The organism is Gloeobacter violaceus PCC 7421 (assembly GCF_000011385.1).
GTDB lineage: Bacteria > Cyanobacteriota > Cyanobacteriia > Gloeobacterales > Gloeobacteraceae > Gloeobacter > Gloeobacter violaceus.
Map to the genome: position 1 here is coordinate 4,075,669 of NC_005125.1, position 26,492 is coordinate 4,102,160.

Annotated in this window: 28 protein-coding genes; 13 read left to right on the forward strand and 15 right to left on the reverse strand. The window is 61.2% G+C overall.

Annotated features, from left to right (window positions below; genetic code table 11):
* Positions 1–75: 75 nt before the first annotated feature.
* A complete protein-coding gene (locus GLL_RS19940) occupies positions 76–1,197 on the forward strand; it encodes a mechanosensitive ion channel family protein (RefSeq protein ID WP_011143858.1) in 1,122 nt (373 codons plus the stop codon).
* Here GLL_RS19940 and GLL_RS19945 read toward each other — a convergent pair.
* From GLL_RS19945 to GLL_RS19960, 4 genes are all read right to left on the reverse strand, one after another.
* Entirely contained in the window at positions 1,178–3,427 is a 2,250-nt protein-coding gene (locus tag GLL_RS19945; protein WP_011143859.1) for a S9 family peptidase, read from the reverse strand. The two genes, GLL_RS19940 and GLL_RS19945, sit on opposite strands and share 20 nt — an antisense overlap.
* A gap of 54 nt (positions 3,428–3,481) precedes the next feature.
* Positions 3,482–3,880 carry a hypothetical protein gene (locus GLL_RS19950; RefSeq protein ID WP_011143860.1) on the reverse strand — a complete coding sequence of 133 codons (399 nt, stop codon included), beginning with the start codon at positions 3,878–3,880 and terminating at the stop codon, positions 3,482–3,484.
* A gap of 58 nt (positions 3,881–3,938) precedes the next feature.
* Positions 3,939–4,550: a DUF938 domain-containing protein gene (locus tag GLL_RS19955; protein ID WP_011143861.1), complete on the reverse strand. Its 612-nt coding sequence runs from the start codon at positions 4,548–4,550 to the stop codon at positions 3,939–3,941.
* Between the two features lie 104 nt (positions 4,551–4,654).
* Complete coding sequence (locus GLL_RS19960) at positions 4,655–5,623, reverse strand: IPT/TIG domain-containing protein (RefSeq protein ID WP_164929397.1); 969 nt, start codon at positions 5,621–5,623, stop codon at positions 4,655–4,657.
* 342 nt (positions 5,624–5,965) lie between these two features.
* On the opposite strand from GLL_RS19960, the gene GLL_RS19965 reads away from it, so the two are divergent.
* Together GLL_RS19965 and GLL_RS19970 are read left to right on the forward strand one after the other, a co-directional pair.
* Complete coding sequence (locus GLL_RS19965) at positions 5,966–6,214, forward strand: antitoxin (protein ID WP_011143862.1); 249 nt, start codon at positions 5,966–5,968, stop codon at positions 6,212–6,214.
* Positions 6,211–6,624, forward strand: coding sequence for a type II toxin-antitoxin system VapC family toxin (locus GLL_RS19970; protein WP_011143863.1), 414 nt, complete (start codon positions 6,211–6,213; stop codon positions 6,622–6,624). The genes GLL_RS19965 and GLL_RS19970 overlap by 4 nt, the downstream gene beginning before the upstream one ends.
* Positions 6,625–6,630: 6 nt before the next feature.
* Here GLL_RS19970 and hemF read toward each other — a convergent pair whose 3' ends face one another.
* The 10 genes from hemF to GLL_RS20020 form a co-directional block, all read right to left on the reverse strand.
* Positions 6,631–7,545 (reverse strand): oxygen-dependent coproporphyrinogen oxidase, encoded by a 915-nt coding sequence (hemF, locus tag GLL_RS19975; protein ID WP_164929398.1) that lies wholly within the window; start codon positions 7,543–7,545, stop codon positions 6,631–6,633.
* A complete protein-coding gene (gene hemE, locus GLL_RS19980) occupies positions 7,542–8,585 on the reverse strand; it encodes a uroporphyrinogen decarboxylase (protein ID WP_011143865.1) in 1,044 nt (347 codons plus the stop codon). The genes hemF and hemE overlap by 4 nt, the downstream gene beginning before the upstream one ends.
* A gap of 146 nt (positions 8,586–8,731) precedes the next feature.
* Complete coding sequence (gene glgP / locus GLL_RS19985) at positions 8,732–10,684, reverse strand: alpha-glucan family phosphorylase (protein ID WP_011143866.1); 1,953 nt, start codon at positions 10,682–10,684, stop codon at positions 8,732–8,734.
* Between the two features lie 397 nt (positions 10,685–11,081).
* On the reverse strand, positions 11,082–11,552 hold the full coding sequence (locus GLL_RS19990; RefSeq protein ID WP_164929399.1) for a pilus assembly FimT family protein: 471 nt from the start codon (positions 11,550–11,552) through the stop codon (positions 11,082–11,084).
* Positions 11,549–12,091: a hypothetical protein gene (locus tag GLL_RS19995; protein ID WP_164929400.1), complete on the reverse strand. Its 543-nt coding sequence runs from the start codon at positions 12,089–12,091 to the stop codon at positions 11,549–11,551. Before GLL_RS19995 ends, GLL_RS19990 begins: the two co-directional genes overlap by 4 nt.
* Positions 12,048–13,094: a hypothetical protein gene (locus GLL_RS20000; RefSeq protein ID WP_011143869.1), complete on the reverse strand. Its 1,047-nt coding sequence runs from the start codon at positions 13,092–13,094 to the stop codon at positions 12,048–12,050. The genes GLL_RS19995 and GLL_RS20000 overlap by 44 nt, the downstream gene beginning before the upstream one ends.
* Before the next feature lie 5 nt (positions 13,095–13,099).
* A complete protein-coding gene (locus GLL_RS20005; RefSeq protein ID WP_011143870.1) occupies positions 13,100–13,615 on the reverse strand; it encodes a hypothetical protein in 516 nt (171 codons plus the stop codon).
* Positions 13,616–13,642: 27 nt separating this feature from the next.
* Entirely contained in the window at positions 13,643–14,737 is a 1,095-nt protein-coding gene (locus GLL_RS20010) for a hypothetical protein (RefSeq protein ID WP_011143871.1), read from the reverse strand.
* Complete coding sequence (locus GLL_RS20015; protein ID WP_164929401.1) at positions 14,734–16,590, reverse strand: ATPase, T2SS/T4P/T4SS family; 1,857 nt, start codon at positions 16,588–16,590, stop codon at positions 14,734–14,736. Before GLL_RS20015 ends, GLL_RS20010 begins: the two co-directional genes overlap by 4 nt.
* 5 nt (positions 16,591–16,595) lie before the next feature.
* Entirely contained in the window at positions 16,596–17,495 is a 900-nt protein-coding gene (locus tag GLL_RS20020) for a type II and III secretion system protein (protein ID WP_011143873.1), read from the reverse strand.
* A 188-nt stretch (positions 17,496–17,683) separates the two neighbouring features.
* On the opposite strand from GLL_RS20020, the gene GLL_RS20025 reads away from it, so the two are divergent.
* From GLL_RS20025 to GLL_RS20070, 10 genes are all read left to right on the forward strand, one after another.
* Positions 17,684–19,114 (forward strand): recombinase family protein, encoded by a 1,431-nt coding sequence (locus GLL_RS20025; protein ID WP_011143874.1) that lies wholly within the window; start codon positions 17,684–17,686, stop codon positions 19,112–19,114.
* Positions 19,115–19,458: 344 nt separating this feature from the next.
* Positions 19,459–19,641, forward strand: a complete 183-nt coding sequence (locus tag GLL_RS20030) for a hypothetical protein (protein WP_164929402.1) — start codon at positions 19,459–19,461, stop codon at positions 19,639–19,641.
* 230 nt (positions 19,642–19,871) lie between these two features.
* Positions 19,872–22,343, forward strand: coding sequence for a VapE domain-containing protein (locus tag GLL_RS20035; RefSeq protein ID WP_164929403.1), 2,472 nt, complete (start codon positions 19,872–19,874; stop codon positions 22,341–22,343).
* A gap of 44 nt (positions 22,344–22,387) precedes the next feature.
* Complete coding sequence (locus GLL_RS20040; protein WP_011143877.1) at positions 22,388–22,615, forward strand: hypothetical protein; 228 nt, start codon at positions 22,388–22,390, stop codon at positions 22,613–22,615.
* Positions 22,616–23,026: 411 nt separating this feature from the next.
* Positions 23,027–23,302: a hypothetical protein gene (locus GLL_RS20045; RefSeq protein ID WP_011143878.1), complete on the forward strand. Its 276-nt coding sequence runs from the start codon at positions 23,027–23,029 to the stop codon at positions 23,300–23,302.
* Complete coding sequence (locus GLL_RS20050; RefSeq protein ID WP_011143879.1) at positions 23,299–23,529, forward strand: hypothetical protein; 231 nt, start codon at positions 23,299–23,301, stop codon at positions 23,527–23,529. The genes GLL_RS20045 and GLL_RS20050 overlap by 4 nt, the downstream gene beginning before the upstream one ends.
* Before the next feature lie 29 nt (positions 23,530–23,558).
* Complete coding sequence (locus tag GLL_RS20055) at positions 23,559–24,062, forward strand: helix-turn-helix domain-containing protein (protein WP_164929404.1); 504 nt, start codon at positions 23,559–23,561, stop codon at positions 24,060–24,062.
* 123 nt (positions 24,063–24,185) lie between these two features.
* Positions 24,186–24,542, forward strand: a complete 357-nt coding sequence (locus tag GLL_RS20060) for a hypothetical protein (protein ID WP_164929405.1) — start codon at positions 24,186–24,188, stop codon at positions 24,540–24,542.
* Positions 24,543–24,548: 6 nt separating this feature from the next.
* Positions 24,549–25,220: a hypothetical protein gene (locus tag GLL_RS20065; RefSeq protein WP_011143882.1), complete on the forward strand. Its 672-nt coding sequence runs from the start codon at positions 24,549–24,551 to the stop codon at positions 25,218–25,220.
* 2 nt (positions 25,221–25,222) lie between these two features.
* Positions 25,223–25,543 (forward strand): hypothetical protein, encoded by a 321-nt coding sequence (locus GLL_RS20070; RefSeq protein ID WP_011143883.1) that lies wholly within the window; start codon positions 25,223–25,225, stop codon positions 25,541–25,543.
* A 182-nt stretch (positions 25,544–25,725) separates the two neighbouring features.
* On the opposite strand, the gene GLL_RS20075 is transcribed toward GLL_RS20070, so the two are convergent.
* Positions 25,726–26,412: a hypothetical protein gene (locus GLL_RS20075; protein ID WP_164929406.1), complete on the reverse strand. Its 687-nt coding sequence runs from the start codon at positions 26,410–26,412 to the stop codon at positions 25,726–25,728.
* Positions 26,413–26,492: the final 80 nt, after the last annotated feature.

Here is a 26,492-nt window from a genome sequence, read left to right on the forward strand (position 1 = left end):
GGATGTTGGAAGTCCGCCGCGGGCTGACCGGATTCATTGCGCAAGCAATCGGCCGACTTTTCAGGAGACATCCGGATGACATTGAACGAAATTTTTGATTTTCCAATTTTGGGCCAGACGCTGCTTGCCTGGCTGGTGGCGGTGGCGGTGGCCGTTGGTGTCTATGGGCTGCTGCAGACGTTGCGCTACTTGATCGGACGGCGCGTTGAAGCTTTGCCCGATGGGTGGGGAAAATTGACGGGCCGGCTGCTCGAAGTGACCCAGCCGCTGTTTCTGGCCGCGGTGGCGCTGTATTTTGGGGCGCAGGTGCTGGCGTTGCCTGCAGGTCAGGTACGGGTGCTCGATGGAGCCGTGACGATCGTGGCCCTGCTGCAGGTGGGGTTGTGGGGAAACGCCCTGTTTGGCCACTGGTTTGAGAATTATCGCCAGTCGCGCGGGGCCGGACAGGGAGCCGCCACCCTCGGCATTTTGAGCTTTCTGGCCCGGCTGTTGCTCTGGTCGGTGCTGCTGTTGGTGGCCCTGGCCAACCTCGGCTTCGACATCACGGCGTTGGTGGCAAGCCTCGGCATCGGCGGCATCGCCGTCGGCCTCGCGGTGCAGAACATTCTTGGCGATCTGTTCGCCTCGCTGTCGATCGTGCTCGACAAGCCCTTTGAAGTGGGCGACTTCATCATCGTCGGCGAGCTGATGGGCACCGTCGAATACATCGGTTTGAAGACCACCCGGGTGCGCAGCATCTCCGGAGAACAATTGATCTTTGCCAACGGCGATCTGGTCAAAAATCCGATTCGCAACTTCAAGACCCTCAGCGAGAGGCGGGTCTGTTTTGAGATCGGCCTCACCTACCAGACCCCCGCCGCCAAACTCGAACAGGTGCCCGCCATCGTCCGCGCGATTATCGAGAGCCGGCCGGAGGTGCGCTTCGACCGTGTTCACTTCAAGGCACTTGCCGATTCGGCCCTTACCTTTGAAATCGTCTATTTTGTGCTGAGCGCCAACTACACCCTGTTTATGGATGCTCAGCAAGCCATCAACCTGGCCATCTTCAAGCGCTTCGAGCAGGAGCAGATTGCTTTTGCCTATCCCACGCGGACCTTGTTTATCGACCAGGCAGCTGCCAATGTAGCGGTGCGGATGCTGAACGGCAACGGCGTTCAGTCGGAGCGCTCCCGCCGGCCTACTGCAGATGGCGGCTAAAAAAGCGGGCGGTGCGCTCCTCCAGACGCACGCGCACGACCGGATCCGGCACCATGTGGGTCAGGCCGCTCAAGGGCAGGACCTCGTGCTCCCGTCCAGCGCGAAAGAGGGCGTCGGAGAGTTTGAGGGTGTGCAGGAAAAAAACGTTGTCGTCGCTGGTGCCGTGAATCAATAGCAACGGTCGCTCCAGATTGGCGGCGTGGGTGAGCAGCGAACTTTCGCGGTAACCCTCGGGGTTCTTTTGGGGCAGTCCCAGATAGCGCTCGGTGTAATGGGTGTCGTAGTCGAGCCAGTCGACCACCGGGGCGCCTGCCACTGCCGCTTTAAAAACGTCCGGCCGCCGCAGCACCGCGAGGGCCGCCAGATAACCGCCGAAGGACCAACCGGTGATCCCGACGCGCTTCAGATCCAATTCGCCATAGCGCTCGCCCAGAAGGTGGAGGGCATTGACCTGATCGTCGAGGGGAATTGTGCCGAAACTGCCGTAGATGGCCCGCTCCCAGTCGCGGCCCCGGCGGGGGGTACCGCGGCCGTCGATGGAGACGACCACAAAGCCCTGGTCGGCAAGCCACTGGGCGCGCAGGTAGCCGCCCATGGCGGCGCTGACTTTTTGGGCGCCGGGTCCGCCGTAGACATCGACGACCACCGGGTAGCGCTTCGCAGGGTCAAAATCCTGGGGGCGCACCAGGCTGCAGTAGTAGCCGGGGTTTTGCAGCCCCGCCCCGACTCTCACCAATTCGACTTTCGGAACAAACGGCGGCTCCAACGCCACCGAGGGCAGCGTTCCAAGACGCCGGCCGTCGCGCTCGGCCACCTCCCAGGCGGGCATTGCCCCAGAATCTGTGAAACTGCGTGCAACGAGCGAAAAATTGCGGGCGTAGACCGCCAGGTGCTGGCCCGGCCGATCGGTGAGGGCCACCGGCTCACCCCCATCGAGCGAAACGCGCCACAGCCCCACGGCCGTAGGCGTTGCTCCTGCCTGAAAATACACCTCCCGGCGGGTTTCATCGACGGCCAGGTCGCTTTTTTCAGGAACATAGCCGATGGTCGGCGCCACCAGCAGGCGCACGAACTGGCCCTGCCGGTCGCGCAACTCCAGTTGGGGCGCTCCCTGCCGCTCGCTTGTCCATAAAAATCCCGACCCGTCGCCCAGCCAGCGGGGGGTCTGCTGATCGAGGTTCAGCCAGGCAGGATCGCTCTCGGTGAGCAATACCGCCGTCCTGCCGGTATCGGTGTCGGCTGTGAGCACCGCTTCCTGCTGCTGCAGCCGGTCCTGCACCACCAGCGTCAGCGGTCCGCCCTTGTCCCATTTGACGGTGGCCAGATACGGATAGCGCTCCCGATCCCAGTCCACCCAGGTGGTCCGGCCGCCATCTGCCCCGACGACGCCGAGGCGCACTTCGACATTGGCCTTGCCCGGGCGGGGGTAGTGCTGGGCGTGGGGGGATGCTTCCGGCCTGGCCGGGTCCGCAGGCCGCCAGATCTCGACCGGGCGCGCATCGGCCTGTTCGTAAGCAACCCAGCGGCTGTCGGGAGACCACCAGTACCCCGAAAAGCGTCCCATCTCCTCCTGGGCCACAAATTCAGCGAGGCCGTTACTGACCTGTCCATTGCCCCCGCTGGTGATCTGCCGCTCCTTGCCCGCGGCCAGGTCGATCGCATAGATATCGGCGTTCAACACATAAGAAACCTGGGTGCCGTCCGGGGAAAATTTCGGATCCAGCACGGTGCCGGGGCTGGTGGCCAACTCCTGCACACGGCCCTCGGGGCGCGCATAGACGAACAGCCTCCCCGAAAGGCTCACCAGCACCCGCTTGCCGTCCGGCGAAAGCTCGAAGCTGGTGATGCCGGTGGTGCTGACGCGCTGGCGCTCGCGGCGGGCTTTTTCCTCCGGGCTCAATTGCTCCTGGTCACTCCCCAGCAACTGGGCGGGGGTAAGTAGTTCGCGGATCTTGCCACTGGTGGTGTCCCATTCGTACAGTTTCAATTGCGCCGAGCGGGCCTCCGAGCGCAGAAAAAGCACCGCATCGCCGTCGGGGGTCGGGCGCGGCCGAACCGGCCGCCCCAGGCTGAAGCCGCGGGTGACGGCAAAATCGCTTAAAAATTCATTGTTCACTTTCGAGGAAAGACTGGAGACGACTTTTTGGGCAGTGGGCTGGGCCAGAACAGGGGTTGCTGCGCCCAACAGCAGGCTGGTACCGGCCAACACAACAGATAAAGTTGCTCGCATGTAAGGAAGTGTAACCCGCCCGGGAAAGTCGAACGGTATCGGATGAACGAGCGTTCAGTGCGTTGTTTTCCGCTCGAATACGTAAAACTCTTCGCCGCTCTCGTCGGTGGCAAAGCGCGCGTCGAGGGCAAGCGCCTTTTCATCGAGGTAGCGCTTCGCCTCCGCCTCGGCGATCCCGGCTGCCTGGGCCAGGCGGCCGGCTGAAATCCGCCACTGGTTCTGCTTGAGGGTTGTGGCAAAGGCGATATCGAGGTCGCTGTAGCGCCCTTGCGCTGTTTGCTGCATGCGGGTGCTTCTGAGTAGATAAAAGCCGCCCACCGCGGCCGGAAAAGCGACGACCCAGGCGGTGAACGCCGTCTGAAAATCGTTGTAGGCGACCGCATAGACGACAAAAGGCAGCAGCAACACCCCCAGCAACAACAGTGCCGCTCCTGCGATTCGTTTGATGCCCATTTGGAAGCCGGGTAGCGTTCTTGCTCCGTTGTAACGTAATTCTTGCGCGCGAACGGACTCATCCCCGTTTGCGCAGGATCAACGAGAAATTGTTGGCGGGCATGGGGATCACCTGTTCGAGAAACAGTCCCTGTGCCTCCGCCGCCTGCTCCACCCCTTCGAGATCGCGCACACCCCAGGTCCGATCCTGAGCACGCAGCGACTGGTCGAACGCTTCATTGCTGGGTGCGGTGTGGCCGCCTGCTCGCTTGAAGGGGCCATAGAGCACCAGGGGACCGCCCTCGGGCAACAGCCTTCCCGCCCCGGCCACTAACCCGAGACACGCCTGCCAGGGAGCGATATGGATCATGTTGATGCAGACTATCGCGTCAGCCCGCGGAACCTGCCACTGCTTGGCAGCGGCATCAAGGGCAATCGACGGGAGGATGTTGGCGGCACCGGCTTCTGCGCACCAGGCGGCGATGCTCTCCAGGTGCAGCGGCTCGGGATCGCTGGGCTGCCAGATCAGCGCCGGGAAGTGGGCGGCAAAGAAGGCGACATGCTGACCAGTGCCGCTTGCCACCTCAAGCACCGTCCCCTCCTCCGGCAGCACCGTTTGCAGAACCGTGAGTATGGGTGCGCGGTTGCGCTCGGTGGCAGGGGCGTACAGACGGGCTTGTGGGTCCGGCATGGTGCAATACTCGGCGAGGCAGGGGAATCCAGCCTGCCCAGATCAATATATACGGAATTGCCCGTAGCTCTGGCCGATGACGCCGATCATGGACACACATCAAATCAGGGAGTCACTTCAAACTCATCTGGACTAATCGCTGTGAATCGAACCGAGCCGGTATCGGATCTTTCGGATGTGATGACCTTGATACTGCCTGTGGTTGCTTCCACCGGTACGACTGTCCGAATTTGGTTATCAGAATCGACAGTGAAGCTTGCTTTCACCTTGCCGAATTTCACACCCGTGATTGCGGCGAGGTTCTTGCCCGAAATGGTCACCATCGCACCGATTGCCCCGCGCTCAGGTGAGAAGCCGACAATGACTGGGGCAGTAGTGTCTGTCTGCGCGACGATCGAAAGTTCGACTCCTACGAAATCCCCGTAAGTGTCTGGGCTTGTCTGTTCAAATTGGAGTTTGACAATATCACCGATTGCAATCGGAATATTGCTCAATACGCTACTGGCCCCAGAACCGGTTGCCAAGTCGAAAGGATTGGTACGATTGTAAGGATCGCCAGAAGCAACACTGCCGGAGGAGACGAGGGAGCCACGAACAAACAATTTCCATTTGTTACTTCTGCCGATGTCTCTTCCGAGCCAGACCCTACCGGAGATGTTGATCGTACCTTCGACGGGACTCGTCCAGGTGACGTTAGCAGTTCCATTGCCGACGCCGCTGGACGTGTCTGTGCTATGCACAACGACGTCTCCGGCCAACCAGTCGTGCTCGAAAGCTTCGGTTCCGTTGCTCTGGTACCAGATAGGAACGAAGGTATTGCCGTGCTCGGAAGCAGCCCAGCCGGATTGAGGAGTGTGATATTCATCTCCCTGCCAGTCTGCAACGTACGGGAGAGGATTATTTCCCTCGTTCAACGACCACGGCCCGTTGGGATTGGAGAGCAACCGCCAGTCGGTTTTCAAATCGTAAAAAACGGTACCTGCCTGCGCGCCACCGGCAGCACAAACCCACAAAAAGATACTCGATGCCGCCAAGGAAAGCACCGTGTGTCGAGCCAATCGTTTCTTTGGCATTTCTTTTTACCTATACGATATGTTTTCACTGGAAGGCATTCACGGGAGACCGAAACCGGTACTGCGCTGTTGAAGATAGCCCCTACAGCATCATTCCAGCTTCAAGAGAAATTTATCCAAGTTTGCAGCCATTGTTCACACACGCGGAACCTACTACCGCTCGGCTATAGCGTCGAGGGGGTATAAAGACGGGCTTGTGGGTCCGGCATGACACAACCTATCGTCAACGCTGGGAAACGGCGACTCTCGATCGATCGTACGCGGATTTGTCGGCACTGTCAGCGGGCCTGACGACTTGCAATAATGTACACTCAGAGTGTATACCAATGCAGTAGGTAGACGATGTCCGACTCTGGTGTTGCCAAAATTTTCTGGCATGGGCGCAGCCAGGCTGTGCGTCTTCCCATGGCTTTTCGCCTGCCTGGAGACCGAGTGCGGGTGCGTAGAGTCGGAGATGGCATCCTGTTGGAGCCTATCGTTACCGACATCGATGCGTGGTTTGGTGCAATGGATCGTTTTGCCGATGTCCCTTTTATGGAAGAGGGTCGTCAGCAGCCGCCTATGCCCGAGGCAAAGACTTTGTTTGAGTGAACTACCTTCTCGATACAAACGCTGTGATCGCAGTGATCAAAAATGCCCCGCCCGGCGTCCGAATTCGACTACGAGAAGTTCTTGCGGCGGAAGCTTCGGTGGCAATTTCCACTATTGCCTTGTTCGAGCTTTGGTATGGCGTGGCTAAGAGTGCACGGCGCAAAGAAAATACCGAACGCCTGCGCGCCTTTCTATCCGGCAGTGTGGAAGTGTTCGCCTTTGAGGAGGAGGATGCTGTCCGTGCGGGCGAATTGCGCGCTGTATTACACGCGGCCGGCACCCCTATCGGTCCTTATGACCTGCTGATGGCTGCCCAGGCGCAGCGGCACAGCGCAACACTTGTAACCGCCAACGTTGTGGAGTTTGCCCGCGTACCCGGTCTCATCTGGGAGGACTGGACCGGCACCTGATCGATCTCAGCGCTTCGCCTGGCTGGCCCAATCCTGGGGCACCAGGAACACTTCGTACAGTTCAGCCTCCGCTGTACCGGGCTCGGGGCGGTAATTATACTCCCAGCGCACCAGCGGCGGCATCGACATCAAGATCGATTCGATCCGGCCGTTGGTCTGCAGACCGAAGATGGTGCCGCGATCCCAGACAAGGTTGAATTCGACGTAACGTCCGCGGCGGTAGAGCTGAAAGTTTCGCTCGCGCTCTGCGTAGGGCAGGGTGTGGCGCCGCTCGACAATCGGCAGGTAGGCGGGCAAAAAGGCGTTGCCGCAGGACTGGGCAAAGGCGAAGATTTTTTCCCAATCGCCCTGCACGTAATCGAAGAAGATCCCTCCCACCCCGCGCGGCTCCTGGCGGTGTTTGAGATAAAAGTACTCGTCGCACCACTTTTTGAAGCGCGGATAGTACTCGGGGTCGTGGGCGTCGCAGGCGGCCTTGAGGGTGGCGTGAAAGTGGGCCGCATCCTCAACAAAGCCGTAGTAGGGCGTCAGATCCGCACCGCCCCCGAACCACCAGACCGGCCCCGCCTCGAAGTAGCGGTAGTTGAGGTGCACCGTCGGGACGTAGGGATTGCGCGGGTGGAGCACCATCGAGGTGCCGGTCACATAAAAAGGGTGCCCTTCGGCCTCCGGGCGCTGTTGGAGGATCGAGGGGGGCAGGTGGGAGCCGTGCACTTCCGAAAAACCGATCCCAGCGCGCTCGAAGACGCGGCCCTCGGTGAGTATTCGCGAGCGGCCCCCGCCCCCTTCCTCGCGCTCCCAGAGATCTTCAACAAAGCGCCCTTCTCCATCGACCGCTTCAAGGCGGCTGGTGATGTTGTCCTGGAGCGACTGCATGAAGACGCGCACGCGTGCGCGCCGGTCGGTCATAACGGCGGTCATCGGGCGCTCACTGGGGCGAGGGATTTGACGGTCTCAAAGAAGAATCGAGCATTGTCTTCGGGTGTCGAAGGCAGAATGCCGTGGCCCAGGTTCATGATGTGACCGGTGGGACCGGCTTTCTCGACAATATCGAGGATGCGGGAGCGAATCTGGGCTTGATCTCCCAGCAGCACGCACGGGTCGAGGTTGCCCTGAACCGCCATATCCGGTCCCAGGATCGCCCGCGCCTCCGCCATATCAACTGTCCAGTCCAGGCTCATCACATCGACGCCGCTCTCGCCGACGTGCCGCAGCAACCCGGCGGAGTGATTGATGTACAGAATCAACGGTGTCTCGGGGTGCACCTGGCGCACCTGCTCGACGATGCGCCGCTCGTAAGGCAGCGCAAACGCCCGATAATCGGCGGGATTGAGTTGCCCCGCCCAGGTGTCGAACAGCTGCACCGCCTGCGCTCCCGAGTCGATCTGAAAGATCACATAGCGGGCGATCGCATCGGCGAACTTGGTGAGTAGCGCGTGCAGCAAGTCCGGCTCGCTGAAGGCCATCTGCTTGATGAGGGCATAATCTTTGGAGCTTTTGCCCTCGACCGCGTAAGCAGCCAGCGTCCAGGGCGCTCCCACAAACCCGAGCACCGTCGCCGCTTCGCCCACCTCGCGGCGCAGCGTCTGCAAGATCGTGCGTACAAAAGCCAGCGACGCCTCCGGATCGAGGGGCCGCACCGCCTCGACCTGCTCGCGGGTGCGAATCGGCGGATCGATCACCGGGCCGCGGCTTTCCACCAGTTCAAAGGGAATACCCATCCCATCGAAGGGCGTGAGGATATCGGAGAACATGATCACCCCATCGGGCCTGAAGGCCCGAAAAGGTTGCAGCGAAATCTCGACGGCCAGATCCGGATTTTCGCAGCGCTCTTTAAAGCCGTACTTATCGCGCAGGGCGCGGTACTCGGCCATATAGCGGCCCGCCTGGCGCATCATCCAGACGGGAGGCCGAGCCACAGGTTTACTGCGGGCGGCGTCGAGCAACAGCGATTGGGTCACAGCCAGTTCATCCTCTCATCGATTCGCGCCACCGATTATAGCCCCCACCCCGATCCCACCCACAGCATCAAGCGGGAGGGCGAGGCAACGAGCCCTCCCGCAAACTGCCCAACCACCCCCCCTTTCCAAGGGGGGGCAGGGGGGGATCAAACCCCCACCAATGCCGGTAGCCGATAAATCATCTCGGCGTACTGCGAGACCATGCGGTGGGTGTTGAAGAAGGCGGCGGTGGCGACGGCGGCCTTCATGCGGACGGTCCAGTCGGCGGGGCGATTGTAGAACTCATCGAGGATCTGCTCGGAGAGCAACTGGGCGATGCTCGCCGCATCGAATTCGTCCTCGTCCTCGATGCCGTCGACGTAGTCTTCGCCCACGGCCCAGCCGTTCTTGCCGTTGTAGCCTTCCACCCACCAGCCATCCAGCACCGAGAGGTTGGGGATGCCGTTGAGGCTCGCCTTCATGCCGCTGGTGCCGCTCGCCTCCAGGGGACGGCGGGGGGTATTCATCCAGATGTCGACGCCTGCGACTAGCTTGCGCGCCACCGACATGTCGTAGTTCTCGACGAACACCAGCCGGATGCGCCGCTCCTCCATCAAGTCGTGGATCTTCTGGATGTACTCTTTGCCGCCGTTGTCGCGGGGGTGGGATTTGCCCGCGAAGACCAGCTGGATGCGGTCGCCCACCTCCGGCGGCAGCTTGTCGATGGCGCGCACGATCAAATCGCCGCGCTTGTAGGTGGCAAAGCGGCGGGCAAAGCCGATGGTGAGCAGACCCTCTTCAAAGTCGACGCCGTGGGCGCGCTCGTTGATGAACTGGACCAATCGGGCTTTCGCCTGGGCGTGGGCAGCGCGCAGCGCTTCGCCGTCGAGGTTGTCCGCTTCGGAGAGTAGAGTCGGGTCTTCGCGCCAGCCGGGGATTGCAGCGTCGAGTAGACGGGTCACTTCGGGGCTGGCCCAGGTGAGGTGGTGGATGCCGTTGGTGACGTGGGTGATCTGGCGGTACGGAAACATCCGCTGGGAGACTTCCTGGTGCCTGAGGGCGACGGCGTTGGCGGTGCCGCTCAAGTTCAGGGCCAGTTCGGTCATCGAGAAGCGGCCCCGGCCCCCCAGCACCAGCAAGTCGAACTGCGAAATGCCCAGTTCATCGTGGCGATAGGGTTCGAGCACCTTCAGCAACAATTCGTGCGAAAAAGCGTCGTGGCCCGCCGGCACCGGCGTGTGGGTGGTGAACACGCAGGCGTGGGCGATCTCGGCGCGGGCCAGCACGTAGTTGGACCCGGCCTGCATGCGCTGACGCATCAGTTCGAGGGTCAAAAAGGCCGCGTGCCCCTCGTTCATGTGGAAAATGTCGATGTCGAGCCCCAGGGCGTCCAGCAACCGCACCCCGCCGATGCCCAGCAGCACTTCCTGCTTGATGCGGGTGTCCTGGTCGCCACCGTAGAGGTGACCGGTGATCCAGCGGTCAATCTCGCCGTTTTGCTCGACGTTGGTATCGAGCAGATAAAGCGGCGTGCGGCCCACCTGGGCGAGCCAGGCGCGGGCATAGACCTGCCGGTCTTCGATCGGGATGGTGATCTGCAGCGGGTTGCCGTCGCCGTCGCGCACCAGGCTCATACAGGTCAGATCCATGATCTGATCGACGTAGCGCTCGACTTGCCAACCTTCGGGGCTCAGTTGCTGGTTGAAATAGCCCTGCCGGTACATCAGGCCCACGGCCGCCAGGGGCAAGTTGAGGTCGCTTGCCGATTTGACGTGGTCGCCCGCCAGCACGCCAAGACCGCCGGAATAGATAGGCAGCGTTTCGTGGACGCCGAACTCGGCGCTGAAGTAGGCGATGCGCCGCTCACCGGCGGCAGCGAGGTACTCGCGCTGGAAGTCGACCGCCTGTTTGAGGCGGGCCATAAACAGCGGATCGTCGCCCAAAGCTTCACTCTGGGCCGGACTCAACTCGGCAACCGCCACATTGGGATGGCCTTTAAAGGTGGGCAACGCCTCGAAAACCTGCTGGAGCTGGTCCTGCCAGACCCAGAGGTAGTTGGTGATCAACTCGCGCAGAAGCGTACGCACCTGCAATACTTTACTACTTACTTCCGTGTTCATAATCCTGTGCCTTTCCCGCCATTGGCATTGCTGCAGCAAGACGCTCTGATCGGCTGCAATTGTTCATCGAATGCTGTCGTCTCCAAAAAGCGTCCAACGTGTCAAACGCATTGAGCGCATACGTCTGATACCTCCGGCTGCGGAGATTATATTCCTTAATTGGCGCGATTGGCCAACGAATATGCAAAGGCTAGGCGACCCCGCAGCAAGGCGCTTTGCAGGGGCCTAAGGATGCATCTGGCCCATAGCGGGCGATCCCGCGATTTTGCCCGGCCATATTGCCTGTGCACTCCCAACAAAGATTTAAGGTGCAATAGCAGTTTTCAATCGATCAGGAGATCGTGCTGGCCAGGCTTGTCATCTGGTTTAAACTGGCGATTGTAATTATAAATTTAGGCTATTGAGGAATCCGCATCTCGGGGAAGTCTCTGACGAACACACCCATATCGCTGCCGAGCGGGTAGCTCCAGCCCGGTTCGCAGCGGCCGACCACCATCGAGACGCGCCGGAAATGATCCGGGTAGCGTCCAGGATCGCACACGTACACCCAGGGCGCTTTGATCACCGGCCAGAACATCGCTTTGCCTTCGTTGAGCACCCCGGGTACCGGTACCGTCTCCGGTGTGCCGTCTCCGGTGCAATCGACGGCAAGGTCGGCTTGATTCCAGCAGGTGGTGGTGCCCGAGCGGTTGAACGTCGCCACCTGGGATCGCCAGTGGGCCAATAGTTCGACCCCCTGGGCGGTTGCTTCCACGTTGGCATCGCGAATGACGCCTACGGTGGTGGTCGCGGCCACCGCCCCCAAGATCGACAGCGCCGCGAGGGCAATCACCATCTCGAAGAGCGTAAAGCCGTGGGAACTTCTCAAGGTGAGCCTCCTTGGGGAGTGCGGGTCAAAAAGAGTATGGCCACCCGCAGCTGCACCTTGCCCGCCTCGGTGGAGTCGAACTCATAGGAACGCAAGGAGACGCTGCCGCGGCTACGGGTGTGCAGCTCGTCCAGATTGGCCAGAAAATTCCAGATATTGCTCTCGCTGCCAACGGTGCTTGCGGTGCAAAGCAGCTCGCCCGCCTTGGGTTGACGGTGAAACTGCACCGCGAGCACCAACGATTCGCGCGCGGCAAGGCGGGTGAGCAGCTGCAGCGCCTGGACTTGGCTGTTGAGCTTGAGCGTTTCCAACCGGCTTGTCCGGCGGCGCAACTGGCCAAGGCGCTGTTGCAGCCCGACGGCACTGAGGCCCGCATCTTGGGCAAGGGTCTGCTCTTCGCGGACGGCATGGTCGATCTGTACGTAGAAGTAGCTGCTGAGCAGCAGGGCGAATGCCCCGCTTGCCAGCGACAGCCAGCCGACCCAGCGGTAAAGTTCAAGAACCCTTGGGCCGCTGCTGGGTCTGGAGGTGGTTGGCAAGGTCGATTTCGATGGGGATAGAAACCTGGTCACGGGTGCGGACCCCAAAATGAAGGTCGCCAAGCTTGCCGAGGTGCTCGAATTTGCCCAGCGACTGCAGCACGGCGATTGGGCTGCCGACGACGGTGAGTTGGAGTTTGCGCCGCTCGGTGAGGATAACCTTTTGGAGGTAGGCACCTTCACCGACATGACGTCTCAGCAAACCGGCCAGCCGGGTGCTGGGAATGTGCCCGGAGCGAGCACGGCTAAATTCGCTCTCCAGGCCGGAGTGGCGGGTTTTGCTCGCTTTTAGCTGCTCCTTGAGCGGGGTCAGTTCCGGCTGCAACAGGCCCGGCCCATAGGTGGCCAGGGCTTGCCGGATCTGCCACCATTGCCCGGCACTCCAGCCCCACAGGCCGATTCCCACGAGGGCAAGCGCCAGGGTCTGCTGGCGGGCGCTCAGCAGCACCAGCGGCAGCGTCCGCTTGCGATTGGTGCCCGCCTCCAACAGGGCCGCGAGCGTGACCGGATGGCCGGCGAGCGGAATGACCAAGGCTCCCAGTTTGGAGTCTTCCCCTTCCGGAAAGCGGCGATTGCCCAGGTAATACACCGGCTCGCCGTCGTCGGTGCTCAGTAACTCCACAGCCCGTGCCAGGCTGCCGGCGCTGCGCGAGCGCAGGGCGCCCAGTCGTTCGATACCGCCGTCGCCGATGCGGGCCACCTCGACGTAGGCCTCCTGGGCTGTGGACAGATCGACAATCGCCACGAAAGGCGGCAACCGCCGCACCTTACGGACCACCGCCCGCAGCGCGGCCAGCATCAGCGGGTAGGCAAATTCCGGACCTTTAACCGGCGGGCGGGCCGCCTGCCAACGGATGTCGACCGGCCCCACCGCGTCGGGGCGCCAGGAGCCCGGCGGCTCCGGCGCCTCCGCCGGCGGTGTCTCCCACTGGGAGGTCGCCAGGTAACAGGCGGCTCCGAACCGACAGCCCACGACGTCTTCCTCGGTGCGCAGCAGTTGCATGGCACTTAGAGCGCCGCTGTAAAAGGCGAGGTGCCGACGCCGCCGGTCTGGCTGACCACCGGGTAGGCTCCCTCCCCGAAACCGGTGCCGCTCACCGAAGAGGCGGAGCAGGTGTTGGTGGCGCTCGCCTGCCCGAGGGCCGCCGCTGCCCGGTTTTTGATGTTGCCGGGGACTTTGTTGTCGGGGTTGCACAGGTCGGTGAGTGAAATTTGCATCGGCAAGGGCCGGAAGTTGGTGCCCAGAACCGGTTTGAGAATTTCGATATTCGCTGCATCCTCCGGACCGCTCAGGGCGTTGAAGGCACCGATGGAGGTGGTGTCGCCGCGGGCGACTACCGAGTCTCGCCATTGCATCATCTTTTCGAGGGCGGCGACGGTCGCTTCTGCCTTCGAATCGCTGCTCAGGCTGCTCAAGGTAAAGAACGAGGCCAGGGCCAGGAAAATCAGCACGATCATCGCGATGGTCAGTTCGATGACCGTGACACCGCGGCGGTTGCGCTTGCGGACGTTCAGCTGAGACATGGTGGAATCCTCACTTGTTGGGTAACGTCACTGGAGTTTGGGCAGCACAACCGAGAACTGGATAATAAAAGCTTCCAGAAATACGACTGTCGCTGCGATGGGCAGATAACCCAGGCCCTCAAAGATCAAAGCGGTGGTGCCGGCCCCCCGCAAGGTCTGGTCGACCAGGGCTTCGCGCCGCGCCTCGATAGCCCCGATGCGGGTCTGGGGTTCCATCGATTCGAGGGTGGCAAGAAAGGCGCGCATCTCCGGGCGGATGCGCTCCAGGCACAGGCCGCGCCGCAAAAAAGAGCGCACGGTGTTGCCTTCGATCTGCATGTGGCGGCCGATCCCGGCCAGCGAAGCGCTCAGATAGGGACCGGCCACCCCCGCCGCCCGCTCGAGACAGTCGCCGAAGAGCACCCCAGATTTCAACAGCACCTGCAAAGCCCCCAAAAAGCTCAGCCAGCGCAGGTCGAGGAGCACCTGCAAACTCGAAAGGCGGGCGGAGAGCGCTTCGAGTTGATGCAGCACGCGCGGCTGTTTGAGCCCCCATAGTCCGCCGACGAGCAACCCCGCCTGCAGGAGCACCCACAGCCAGGGCCAGTCGTGGATGAAGCGGATGATGTCCGCCTGCAGGGCAAAAATGGCGTACTGAGAAAGATCCCGCCCTTCGATTTCCTTGAGGATAGTGCCCAGTTGGGTGGCGCTCACCCCCACCAGGACCGCCTGCGAGAGCAGAAAAATAAATAGGATGCGCCGGAGTGGACCGAAGACCTTGCCGCTCAATTCGACCTCGACGCGCAGCGAGCGCTCGAGTATCGGTACGATGCCGTCGAGTTGACCGCGCAACTCCGCCTCGCGCACGCAGCCGGTGAGCATTGCCGGAAAGCGCTTCGGAAAGCTCTGCATCGCCCTGGAGACAAACACTTCCGAGCCCTCGCGGGCGTAGCGGAACATCAACTGGGCGACCTCCAGCCAGGCGGGATCGTTTTTGGCTTGGCCGATCTCCACCAGTACCCGGCAGCGATCGATGGGCTTGCCCAGGGCCGCATTCCAGAGGTATTGCTGCAATAAGTCCAGCGTTTTTCTTTGACTCCAGGTCCTGATTTCAAAGCGGCGCCAGGAGGAGGCAACGGTCACAGCGTCACCTCCTCCTCGCGCCGCGACAACAGCCGCATCGCCTGCCGGTCCTCCTGCAGATGGGGTGCGACTTTTTGCCAACTCACCAGCCCGCCGTGGCGGCGCTCGGCGTCGAGCATCCAGGCGGCGGTGCGCCGGTAGGTCTGCTGGTGCTGAACCTCGGCTGCTGCCAACAACTCAAAGACGGTGATCTCGGGGCGCAAAAAGTGCTCGGCCAAAGCCGGCACATAGATGGCCTCGGTGAGGGGAACGCGGTCGGCCAGATAGCCCAACAGCGGTCCTTCGCTGCGGCAGGTGCCCCGGCCGCAGCCGGGACCGGGCCGCCGCCATAGTCGGATCTGCCATTGCAATGCCTCGCGCAGAGGCTCCGGTACCGCTTCGACGGTCGAGCAGTGGGGGCAAACCCGCGGCAGGAGTCTCTGGCAGTACACATAGCCGGTGGTCGAGACGAAGGCGGCGATCTGGGCGTGGCCGTCGCGCTCCGATTCGCCGCGCAGCAAGTTGCGCAGCCGCTCGGTAAAACGCACTGCCCGGTTGGTGTGCAGCGTGGTGAGCACCAGTTTGCCGTTGGCGAATCCGAGGATGCGTTGGGCGGTGTCGCGGTCGTTGATCTCTCCAAAGATAATGTCGCCCGGGTCGTTGCGCGTGGCAAAACGCGACCAGCCCAACCAGTCGTTTTGCTCGGTGACTTCGTATTGAAAAATGCCCTCGACCAGCCGTTCGATGGGGCTCTCGAAGCTGTGCACATGGTGGCCGCGGCGGGCGCGCAGCAACCCGACATTCTGCAGCAGCATCGACTTGCCGGAGTTCATCGAACCTGCCACCAGGCTGATGGCCGTCTCCAGATCCAACAGACACAGCATCTCGGTGTCGGCGATGCGCTCCATCTCGCTTAAGACCTGCTCAGGCGGCTCCTCCTGGGTAGGCCACCGACCGGTGATGCTGCGGTAGATGCGCGGGTGCAAGTTCATGCGCTCCAGGGGAATAAACCCCGCCTGGCTGATCACCCGCAAGCCGATTTCCCAGTCGCCGCCGTCGCCGGGACCGAGGGGCGCCATCACGAGGCGCATCGTCTGCAACTGGCCGCTGCGATCGGCCAGGGTGACGTTGCCGTACTGGATGCGCCGCTGGGAAATTTCGCAGTCGGCCGCCGAGGCGAGGCGGGCGAACATCTGGCGGCCGCGGCCTTCAAGATCGACGCTTCCCCAATCGAGTTCACCGATTTCTTCGCTGATGAGCACGCGCTCCTCGCCGATATGGGCAGCGACGTGGGCGCACCGGCCGCCGCGGGTAAAAAGCCGTACATCGGACGCTTCGTAGGCCAGCAGCACTTCGTAAAGCTGAATAATCAGGCTGTCGGCGGGCGACTCGCCCCAGCGGAGAATCTTGTCCGCCGATTTGGCGGAGGTGGCCTGCAGCGTGGCCTGGCTGCCGCTTGCAATCTGGCGGCGCAACAGGTTGAACAACTCGATTTTCTCTGGGACATAGACCGGTAGCGCCTGCAGTTCGGCCTGCTCAGCGACCGTAAGGGGGCTTACGGTGAGCACCGAGCGGCGGCCTCCGTGGGGGATGACCAGGTGCCCGAGGCTCGCCCAGTTCTTCTCGATTTGCTGCACTTCGATTTGATCGATCTGCTCTGCACGCACGATCCCGTCCACCGAAAAGAAGACGGCGGCGCACTGCTCCCAAAAGCGCTTTTCATCGGCTACCTGCTGACAGGCGAGCTGAAAAAAGCGCGTACCACTGGTGCGGTAGAGTTCTTCGAGAACCTGGCGTTCGGTCTCGCCGGCGCTCACCGCGCCGATGAAGCGTTCGATACGATTTTGAGTTCGGGTGGATGGGGAACTTTTCATGGCTGTCACTTGAGCGGCGTGATCCCGGAGGCGGGTTTGTGGCTGGCAAATTCAGGGGGCAGGTTGCGGGGACTGTCGGCGGCCGGAGCTTCCGCTTCGAGCAGTTCCGCCCCAGCGAGGGGCTGCTCCTGGATGACCGGCTCGATCATCACCAGCAGCCGCTGGTCCTTGACCACCCGGTTGGAGGATTTGAACAGATCTCCCAAAATTGGAATGGCACTCAGCACCGGCACCCGGTACTCGATATTCGCCTCGTCGTGGCGGGTGATCCCACCCAGCAGGGCGACGCCGCCGCTGTCGAGGCGCAAATTTGGGATATCGATCGAATTGGTATTGATCACCAGGCCCTCCCCGGATCCCTGGGGATCGGAAAAATCGCCGCGCACCGAGATGGCGACCTGCTTTTTGGAGGGCAAGACCATCGGGGTGAGGTTGAGGGTGGTGCGGGCGTTGATCGCCTGGGTAGAACTGAGGGCGGTGCCGTTGGAGACGATGGTCTGGGGAATGCGAAACTGGACATTCTGGCTGATGGTCGCCGTTTCACCGTCGCTGACCACCAGTTGTTGATCGATGAGCGTCTGCAGGGCGTTGACCTGCTGAAGCAGCTGCAGCTGTAGAACAATATTTGCAAATGTCAAAGTAAGGGCGGAGCGGTTGGGCAGTACGCCGTTGTTGCCCAGAGGAGCGGTGCTCAAGGCCCCGGCCCCGGCCGCAAGCCCCGAGTACTGTGGAAACGTGCTGCCTCCCAACGCCCCGCCGTTGCCGAGATCCAGGCCGAAGCGGCCCATCGCCACCGGGCGGCCGAAGGCGTCGTAGGAACCGGAGGTGATCCCGGTGCCCAGGCTGAGGCCGCGTTCATTGGCGACGCTGTCGTTGACCAACAGCACCCGCAGCCGGATGACCACCTGGGCGGGAGCACTCAGCTTGTCGGAGACATAAATGATGTTGCGGCTAGCCCGAGAGCGAAAGGCCCGAAAGCCGATGATTTCAAGAATTTCCTTGAGTTGGGCGTAAGCGTCGAGGCCCTGGAGGTTGCTGAAGCAAAAGCTTCCAATAGTGGTAAAATTTTCCCAGTGTTAGACGGAGCCCGGGAATGGGAAAGCTGGCGCGGTTGCCGATTGGTGCGGCGGGTCTGGTGTACGGGTATGCGCGCGTGAGCACTGCCGAGCAAGCGGACAGTCAGCACGCGCTTACTCAGCAGTGCGAGCGCCTGAAGCGGGCTGGGACGGATGAGCTTCTGATTGATGTGCAGTCGGGCCGCAAGGATGACCGGCGCAACTTTCAGAAGCTGCTACGTCTGGCAGAGGGTGGGCATGTACGGGAAATCGTGGCGACGCGGCTTGATCGGTTGGGCCGCAACGTCCGGGCGATCCTGGAATTGGTGGACAAGCTTGACGATCTGGGTGTTGCCCTTCGCCTGCTGGATGAGAAGGTGGACACTTCCACCGCATCGGGGCGCATGTACCTGACGATCCGGGCTGCCGTCGATGAGCAAGAATCGCGTTTGTTGAGTGAACGGGTCAGCCACGGCATGAAACACCGGCGATTGCGGGGTGCGGCCCACCCGAAACCACCCTTCGGCTACCGTATGGGGGCAGACGATCGCTATGTGCTCAACGTGACGGCTTTGTGTCGTATTGCCGATCACTCCGAATGGACGATCGAGGGCATTGCGCGGTGGCTGATCGCCGAATTCTTGAGAACCGGCCGGGTGCGCGGCACCCTCAAAGGTTGTGTCGAGATGTTCGGTTTCACTCCCTTCACCCACATTGGGTTTAGCGGGTGGCTTACCTCCCCTGCCTTGCGTGGTCACATCGTCTATGGCGACGGCACGACCTATCCCGACGCTCACCCGGCCTATCTGGATGCCGACACTGCCAGGGCGGCGAAGCTGGCCCTAGAGCGCGGCAAACAGCTCGGGGGGTGGGGAAGTGCGGAGGGGCCACGCAATCGCCCGCTGACCGGCCTGGTACGGTGCCCCCTCTGCAGTGGAGGCACCTACTACAGAGATCAGCGCACCCAGAGAAAGATGGCTGATGGCTCCACGAAGACGTACCGGAGGGAGTCCTACCACTGTTCGGCTGCGGGCCGCGAGGGCAGTTGCTCAAACACGAAAAGCGTCACCGTGGAATGCATCGAGGCCGCTATCGAGGCGGCATTGCGGGCAAAGGCCGTCGAACTAGCGTCCATGGTCTCGGCCGGTCTCGGGCAGCCGGTGGAGGAACCGGAGACGGTCAAGGCACTGCGCGCGCAACTGTCGGCACTGGAAGCGATTCCCAACCCGGTCGGGGCGCTTCAAGATGCGATGGGCCATTTGCGCCGCCAGATCGATAATCTTTTGGGCGCGGCGGCGGGGGAACGCAAAGAAGCGGACCTCAAGGCCGAGCAGCTACATCAGGCGTTCGCTGATCCGGATTTCTGGGCGACGATTACCCAGGAAGAACGGCGCACGGTTTACAGGGATCTCGTCCGCAAAATACTGATCGCCGGTGGCAAAGTGGTGGCCGTCGAACTGATGATCTGATACCGGCGCACCACCACCTGTAGCGCAGAAGCCCCCTGGATCGAGTCTGGGGGGCTTTTTGCCGTGCAGGCATGGAGCGGAGACAAAATTCTCAGCAGAATTGCCGGATTGAGTGGTCCGGCGGCTTTATGCTCTGGATGTGGACAGAAACACCTGCCGATGTCCACAAAGCAAGTGACCAGCCGATACGAGACAGGCGCTAGTCGCCTTTCTGCTCACCCACCCTTCTGGAGCTAGTGACCGTGAATGTAGCACCGATCGCCGAAGAAGATCAATCCCCCCAGCCCGTCTGGGTTGGCCCCTTTGCTGCCGCTAGGCACCTCGGATACGCGTGCGCCCGATCCATGGAGCGTCTGCGCCCCCGGATGCCGGAGGGCATTTGCTGGGTCAAACTGAACTCCCGGACGGTCCGGTACAACCTGGACGCGCTTGAGCTTTGGGCCGAGTGCCAGGGCTCCCCCGATGTGTGGGCGGCGGCCGTCGAAGAACTGCGCGCCCAACGCGCGGCCCGGGTAGGTGTGCTGTGAGCATCGCCAATCGACCCGAGACCGCGGCCGAGATCTTGCGACGCCGCGCCCGTGAATTTCTGGCCAGGAAATTAGCGGCAGCCGCCTGACCTGCCAAAACAAAAGCCCTCGATTCGCATCGGGGGCTCATCAAATTGCTGTCAGAGATCAGCTCTTCCCCCCTCTCACAGAAGGAAAACCCGATGCCTGCTTGTCTCCATTATAACTCAGAATCCGCCCCCCTGGCTGATTTGCACCGCGCCGAATTGATGGACTCCGCTATCCATCCCGGCATAATTGCCCTGAACTTCCGCACGATCGAAGATTCCCCGCCGACCGCCCACACAGATCCGGAATTCCCGATCGTAGAGTTTCTGGGCTGGAGGGCACCGGACAAAAAAACGCCTTACCGCCGAGGCTGGGCATGCCAGGGGCTGGACCCGTCCAAGGACTGGAAACCAATGGAATGGGGCTGCCTGAAGCTGGATACCGAGCACCAGCGAGAGAATCACCAGAAGCCGGGCAAGCGGATCAAGTATGAGCACCCTTCTGGTCAACCCACCCGCGCCTTTTTCCTCGATGTACCGGCCGAGGTCGCTGCACTCGTTGCTGAGCGCGCCGGACTGGAACCACCAGCCGGGGCTTTCTGGCCGTGGGTACTCGCCAGCCGGTTGCCCATCGTCATCACCGAGGGAGCCAAGAAGGCTGCCGCCCTACTCTCCATCGGCCTGCCTGCGGTCGCTCTGCCGGGCATCTGGGGGGGCTGTCGCAAGGGTGACCGCAACGTCGCCGCTTCTCTGCGCGAGGATACCGCCCGGCTGGCGGATGCCGGATGCCCGATCCTGTTTTGTTTCGACAACGATGTGAAGGAGCGCACGATCCAGGATGTCAAAAACGCGATTCGCAAAACCAGCGCCCTGATTGTTGAGCGCGGGGGCCGGGCGGGAAAACTTGGATTCCCCGGTCCGCACAAGGGCATCGATGACTATCTCGCCGCCGATGTGACCCACGCCGACGCGCTGATTGCTGCCTACCACGAAGCGATAGCGGCACTCGACACGCCCCAGGAGGTAGAGGAGTCCGGCAAGCGTACCCGGCCATCGAGAGCGGAAATCATTGCTGACATCCGACAGTTCTACCAGGGTCGGGTGCGCCGCAACCTACTGGGCGAGACGGTCGAACTTGATGGCAAGGAATGGGGCGGGATGGACCGCGCCTATCTCGACCTGGCGACCGAGCAGGGCATCGAGGCGGCCAAAGAGTTCGTTATCGATGTGCTGGCTGGACTCGCCGATGAGAACGCCTACAGCCCCGTTGAGCAGTACCTCAAGAATGTGTACGCGCTGCACCAGGACAAGACCGTCCACCTGCTTGATGATCTGGCGTTCCGCTACTTTGGCACGGATGACCCGCTGCACAACACCTATTTGCGCCGGTGGCTGGTGGGAGCCGTGGCGCGTGTCCGCCGCCCGGGTTGCAAGTTCGATCTGACCCTGATCCTTAAGGGTCGCCAAGGCGTTGGGAAGTCTTCCTTCTTTCGAATTCTCGGCGGCACCTGGTTCTCTGACTCGATGGCGCAGATCGACAACAAAGACGATCTGATGGTGATGCACCGCGCCTGGATCAACGAGTGGGCGGAACTGGAGAACGTCACCGGGCGGCGCGATATCAGCGAGGTGAAATCCTTCCTCACTCGCCAGGAGGATGCCTACCGGCGGCCCTACGCGAGGGATACAGTCCCACATCCCCGCCGGTCTGTGATCGTGGGCACCACCAACCGCGATGAGTTTCTTGCAGACGAAACAGGAGATCGGCGCTTCATGGTCGTCCCAGTCCACCAGCAGATCGACTTCGCCCAGTTGGGGGCCGAGCGCGATGCCATATGGGCGGCGGCAGTGGATTTGTTCCTGAAGGGCGAGCCGTACTACCTGACGGCCGCCGAGACCGCCTTGCAGGCGCGGGCCAACGAGACGTATGCCGTCAGCGATAGCTGGGAGGAGAAGATCCTTCCCTATCTGGCGCATCGCACGGAGGTAACCACTTCGGAGATTCTTGAGCGCGCACTGGGTATCGAGGCCGGGCGACACACCAACCCCGATCAAAAACGTGTCGGCATTATCCTGCGCCGCCGGGGCTGGGAATCAGTCCGAACCAAAGCGCGCCGCTACTGGCGCCCCCCGGGAGAAGGTGACGGGGTGACGGGGGAGAATGCGGGTCCCGTCACCCTCCCGTCACCACCTGAAATCCAGTCAACGCAAGTCTTTCAGCCTGCTGGTGACGGGGTGACGGGAGAAACTACTAAAACTCTCCCAGAGAGATCAAAGTCTTATGAGAACCAGGGATTACATAAGAGTTTTGATTCTCCGGTCCTATTAAAGAATTCTCCCGTCACCTCCCGTCACCCGTCACCGGAAAAGCGAGTGACGGGTCTCCCGGATGCTCCGTCTCCAGAGCCTGAAATGCCCGCCAGGACTACCGATCAGGCAGATCCCCCCGTTTCCCTGAGCGAGGGCGACCGGGTGACGCTGACAGATCTGGCATCACTCCCCCGAACTCACGCTCACCTGACCGTGGGTGTCCTGGGCACGGTAGCCAAAGACTGCCCCGCTCTCATGGCTCTCGTGGGAATCCGATTCGACGGCGAGCAGGACGTGGCGCGAGTGAAAAGAACCAGCCTTGCCCTTGTGTCTCCCGACAGTCAACCGACCGACGACGATTTTTGACTCACTGACAAAAGCTGACAAAACCCCTCACCAGGAGACTGACCATGAACGCCCCGATCCACTTCGCCGAGACCGACAGCGGTCCCCGCGGACCGAAACGCTTCCAACTCACCGAACCCAAGATTCCCCGCGGCACTCGGGTCACGTTGGCCTCCGATCCAACCCGCCGGGGAGAGGTGCGAGTAGCTGCCGCTGACGGCATGCTGCTGACACTCTGGGCAGATTACACCTGTAGCATCCACCACCCTTCTGAACTGGAGGCGCAACCGTGAATCGATTGACGCGTCCGGTCCGCCGCCCCCAGCTGCCCGAACCGACGGCCCACCACGGGCTACTCGCCGACGATCTGCACTTCCTGATCGCCCACCTCCGTCGCGAAAGCAAACAGCACCAGACCGCATCGAAGCGATTCGCCCGTGCCGGCAGTCTCGACATCGCCCGGTACTTCCATGAGACCGGCCGGCGCTTATGGGCGATCGCTGAGGTACTCGCTGACGAAACCCCCGCCAGCCCAGCCACGGCGCCGCCAGACAGGCCAATTGCCCCGACAGGTGGAACGCACGTCCCAATTCCCCGAGACCCGTCATGGTCTACCCCGAGAGGCCGCTACCCGGGACCACCGCCTCACGCAATGGGGTCGCCCAACCTACTGAGACAATCACCGCAAAGGAGGACAACCGGTCATGACCAAAGTCGGAGAAGTGTTTTTTGATATCACCGCGCGCACCGATGGCCTGGACACCGCGTTCGATCGGGCAAGGCGTGACGCCGATGCGACCGGCCGATCCGTAAGCGGCGCCCTCGGACCCGACGTTGCCGACTTCCTTCGCCAGTGTGCCCGGCTACTCAACGAAAAAGCCAGCGAGATCGAATCGGCCGACGCCATCGACGACGAAAGTCACTGCGCACCAGCCGGATCGGTCCAACCCGCCCACTACTCACAGGAGCAATCATCATGACACCCAAGGAGCGCAAGGAAATCGAACGGGTGATGCGCGACGCCCGCGCCCAAATCCGCGAACTACTCTACACCGCCGACCAATGTGACCAGCGAGGTTTCACGGATGGAGCTGCCCAACGCTTTCGGGCCCTCGCCACAACCTTGCAGGGAGCGATCGCCCGACTGCAGGCCGACCTAGACGCGGACCATGTCGCTACTGCAATGCCCCCGGAGAGCGGGGTTTAGCATTGTCGTGTCGCTCAGTGTCGCCTAACGTGTCGCCCTCCTGTCACCCGCCCTCATCCATCCATGTCCGGCAAAAAGCCATCGCCCTTCTTGCTGGTGGCGCCACCATGGCCGATGTCGCTCGGCAAATCGGCGTCGCCGAGCGCACCCTCCAGCGATGGATGAAAAGACCTGATTTTGCCGCCGAGGTCGAACATTCCCGAACCACGCAGACCCGCGCCGTCGCAAAGGTGACAGCCGAAGACTTGGGTAGGCAGTACGCCGCGCTCTTGCCTCTCGCTCTGAGCACAATCCATGAATTGATGACCGACGCCAGGACAAAGCCGGAAGTGCGCCTGCGGGCGGCCGTCCAAACACTCACCCTCGCCGGTCTGGCACTCCGACAGGCTGTCGAACCGGCTACCGCGCCGAGCTATGTGGCCGTTTTGCCGGAGGAGGACGATCGGGATTGGTCGGACCCGAATAAACCCAAGTTCATGACCAAAGAACGCCGGGACGCGGTCATGGAGGCGGCCTTTTTGGATCTGGGCTGAGTAGTTCGAGCTACAGCAATGCCCCCCAAGATCGGCATGCATACTAGGTTTCACTGGCTTCCTGCTCCCCTTCCCCCCGTAGCCAGAGTCCAAGATCACTCCTCATTTTCTGGAGACAGCACGATGAGTTATCAAAATCAAGGCCCGACACAGGACGCAAATATCCGCGCGTTTGCCGCTCAAATGCTGGATGTCCTGAAGACCGCCCAAAAGAACGGGACGAGTCCTCGTCAAGCTCTCGAAAAAACGCTGACCGAATACGCGACCGATCCGCAAATCGACGACGCACCGGCACCGAACTACATGGCCTCGGTGGATGCTGCCCTCAAGACGGCCAATCCCCCGAGCAAAAAGCAGACGGTACCGGCCAAAAATCCGAATATCAATGACCAGGGCGCCCCGATGGTCATCAGTCGTCGTGATGCCAAGGGCATCGGCCGGGCAATCGAATCAAAGAAACCTTTCGTATTGGGAGATTAATCAATCATGCACGTCATCGACAAAAAGACCGCTGACAAACGGGTTGCCTGCCGCCCCGTCAAGTTGCGCGATCTCACTGAGTCGGCCCGTGCCGAACAGAAGCAGCGCTTCGAAGATCATCTTCGTCACTACCGCCCGGAGTTGCTTGAGGCCGACCCCGAGGCCGCCAAGTTGCAGCGGGAACTGGTAGCCACCCAGGGCAAAATCGAGAGTCTCAAGGTCGTCCTGATCGAACTGGGCCGGCAGTTGGTTGCCGCGGGAGAACCGGATCTTTCCGCACCCGAGACCTTCACTGTGGAATCGTTCATCACGGCTGGTCAGTCTGCTGCCCCCGCTGCTCTGACCCGCATCGCTCTGAATGATTCCATCTCGCGTGCCGAGGCCGCACGGTCCAAAGCGGAAGCCCACCGCGCCTCGCTGGAGGTTCAAATCCAGTCGGCCCACGATGCCCGTAAAGCAGCGATCCGGGCTGAGTACATCGAGTATGCCCCGAGCCAAATCCAGGCCGCTAGCGCCGCCCTGGCAGTGCTGATGGGCACTTTGGTCGATGAGCACAACTACATGGCGACTACCTCTGTCGATCGCGAAGTTCGCTTGCCTCATGCCATGCTCGACGGCGTTGCCCTGAGTGTTGCCGGTTGGCGCGACATCGTCCAGTTCGCACGGGAGGGCCGCTAGCCATGAGTTGGAAAGGAGTGTCGGCCGATCCGAATCCCCGGAATCGCAAGGCTATCACTTTCAGCCCGGAATTCCTGGCGAAGCGGGCGAGTGGAGAGCGGATCATAGACTTCCGCCTGGCTCTGAGTTCAGACTTTATTTCTCGTCCGAAGGACCTCACGAAGGCCCGATTCATCGCCACGATGATCGAAAACTATGCATGCTCGCACCAGATGCGAATCACCGACGTGTATCCCGACGCATTCGAAGCGGTCCGCCGGAAGGGTTTGCACACGGCTGCCCTGGAAGCGGAAGTGCGCCGGTTGCTGGAGATGACGGATTGAAAGTTTGTGCTGTCAACGCAAGGTCTTGAGGCCAGTGGAGTGATTCCACTGGCCTCTTTTTTTGGCGCGACGTGGGCGTTACATCACCCCCGCGACGTTGACCGGCGGGGCGGCTGGCAGACGGGGGAGGTATGAACGGCCGTCCTTGGATTGTCGCTTGTATGGCCCTTGGGAGAACTGGCCTACTGCTGAGTGTCTAGACCGCCATCGCCGGGTGCTTCTCTGTCTATCTCTTTAAGAACCCGATCAAAAAACTGTTCAAGTTCAGACGGAAAAGGAAGCTCTAACGAAAACACATCCTCCTCCTTGAGAAACCTATTGGTAGGTGGGCCATTCTTGAAATACTTCTTATAATCTTCTGGTTTCCTGGGAATGGGGTACCGTCCGTACCAAGTAGTTAACTGCTCCATATCCTTAAGTAAATTTTCCTCCTCAGACGAAAGATCCATCTTTGCGGTTTTGGCCAACTTTTTTAGGTCGTGGTGATTTATATCCGAACCTCCCGAATTACTATCTTTTTTACGCATCGCCAGCTCTTTAAGTAGGACCAGCTCTTTAAGTAGGTTTTCGAGAGCTAGTGCGACCAAAAAAAAGCCTACGGAAGAGAAGCTAAGATAATTTCTTATCGTCTTTTGTTCCTCAGGAGTACAGTGAACTACACTTAAACCACGGATAGACTCATAGAGGGTTTTGGCTTTAACCTGCTCATTCGCGGCTTCTTTCAAGAGAAGCTCGGCTGCATCGTACAACGACGCAGCCGAGCTTCTCCTCGCCATTGGCTGGGAGCAAGCTGACTCGAAAAAAAAGTCGATAACTAGATCTGGATCTTGGCTATAATCCACCTGTTGATTTCCCACAGAAATTTCCATATGACTAAGTTGACTTTTTCTGTCGAATTGTAGCATAGAAGCCTCAACCACACAGTCGGTTCTCACAGGGCAAGCGCATC

Excerpts from the sequence above, each read along its gene's own strand:
- GLL_RS20000 (WP_011143869.1), bottom strand. The coding sequence starts at position 13,094 with ATGCAACTGCTGCGCACCGAGGAAGACGTCGTGGGCTGTCGGTTCGGA.
- GLL_RS19945 (WP_011143859.1), bottom strand. The coding sequence starts at position 3,427 with ATGCGAGCAACTTTATCTGTTGTGTTGGCCGGTACCAGCCTGCTGTTG.
- GLL_RS20040 (WP_011143877.1), top strand. The coding sequence starts at position 22,388 with ATGAACGCCCCGATCCACTTCGCCGAGACCGACAGCGGTCCCCGCGGA.
- GLL_RS20065 (WP_011143882.1), top strand. The coding sequence starts at position 24,549 with ATGCACGTCATCGACAAAAAGACCGCTGACAAACGGGTTGCCTGCCGC.
- GLL_RS19955 (WP_011143861.1), bottom strand. The coding sequence starts at position 4,550 with ATGCCGGACCCACAAGCCCGTCTGTACGCCCCTGCCACCGAGCGCAAC.
- GLL_RS20025 (WP_011143874.1), top strand. The coding sequence starts at position 17,684 with ATGGGAAAGCTGGCGCGGTTGCCGATTGGTGCGGCGGGTCTGGTGTAC.
- hemF (WP_164929398.1), bottom strand. The coding sequence starts at position 7,545 with ATGACCGCCGTTATGACCGACCGGCGCGCACGCGTGCGCGTCTTCATG.
- GLL_RS19940 (WP_011143858.1), top strand. The coding sequence starts at position 76 with ATGACATTGAACGAAATTTTTGATTTTCCAATTTTGGGCCAGACGCTG.
- GLL_RS19960 (WP_164929397.1), bottom strand. The coding sequence starts at position 5,623 with ATGCCAAAGAAACGATTGGCTCGACACACGGTGCTTTCCTTGGCGGCA.
- GLL_RS20030 (WP_164929402.1), top strand. The coding sequence starts at position 19,459 with ATGGAGCGTCTGCGCCCCCGGATGCCGGAGGGCATTTGCTGGGTCAAA.
- GLL_RS20050 (WP_011143879.1), top strand. The coding sequence starts at position 23,299 with ATGACACCCAAGGAGCGCAAGGAAATCGAACGGGTGATGCGCGACGCC.
- GLL_RS19965 (WP_011143862.1), top strand. The coding sequence starts at position 5,966 with ATGTCCGACTCTGGTGTTGCCAAAATTTTCTGGCATGGGCGCAGCCAG.
- GLL_RS20045 (WP_011143878.1), top strand. The coding sequence starts at position 23,027 with ATGACCAAAGTCGGAGAAGTGTTTTTTGATATCACCGCGCGCACCGAT.
- glgP (WP_011143866.1), bottom strand. The coding sequence starts at position 10,684 with ATGAACACGGAAGTAAGTAGTAAAGTATTGCAGGTGCGTACGCTTCTG.
- GLL_RS19950 (WP_011143860.1), bottom strand. The coding sequence starts at position 3,880 with ATGGGCATCAAACGAATCGCAGGAGCGGCACTGTTGTTGCTGGGGGTG.
- GLL_RS20070 (WP_011143883.1), top strand. The coding sequence starts at position 25,223 with ATGAGTTGGAAAGGAGTGTCGGCCGATCCGAATCCCCGGAATCGCAAG.
- GLL_RS20005 (WP_011143870.1), bottom strand. The coding sequence starts at position 13,615 with ATGTCTCAGCTGAACGTCCGCAAGCGCAACCGCCGCGGTGTCACGGTC.
- GLL_RS20075 (WP_164929406.1), bottom strand. The coding sequence starts at position 26,412 with ATGGAAATTTCTGTGGGAAATCAACAGGTGGATTATAGCCAAGATCCA.
- GLL_RS20015 (WP_164929401.1), bottom strand. The coding sequence starts at position 16,590 with ATGAAAAGTTCCCCATCCACCCGAACTCAAAATCGTATCGAACGCTTC.
- GLL_RS20060 (WP_164929405.1), top strand. The coding sequence starts at position 24,186 with ATGAGTTATCAAAATCAAGGCCCGACACAGGACGCAAATATCCGCGCG.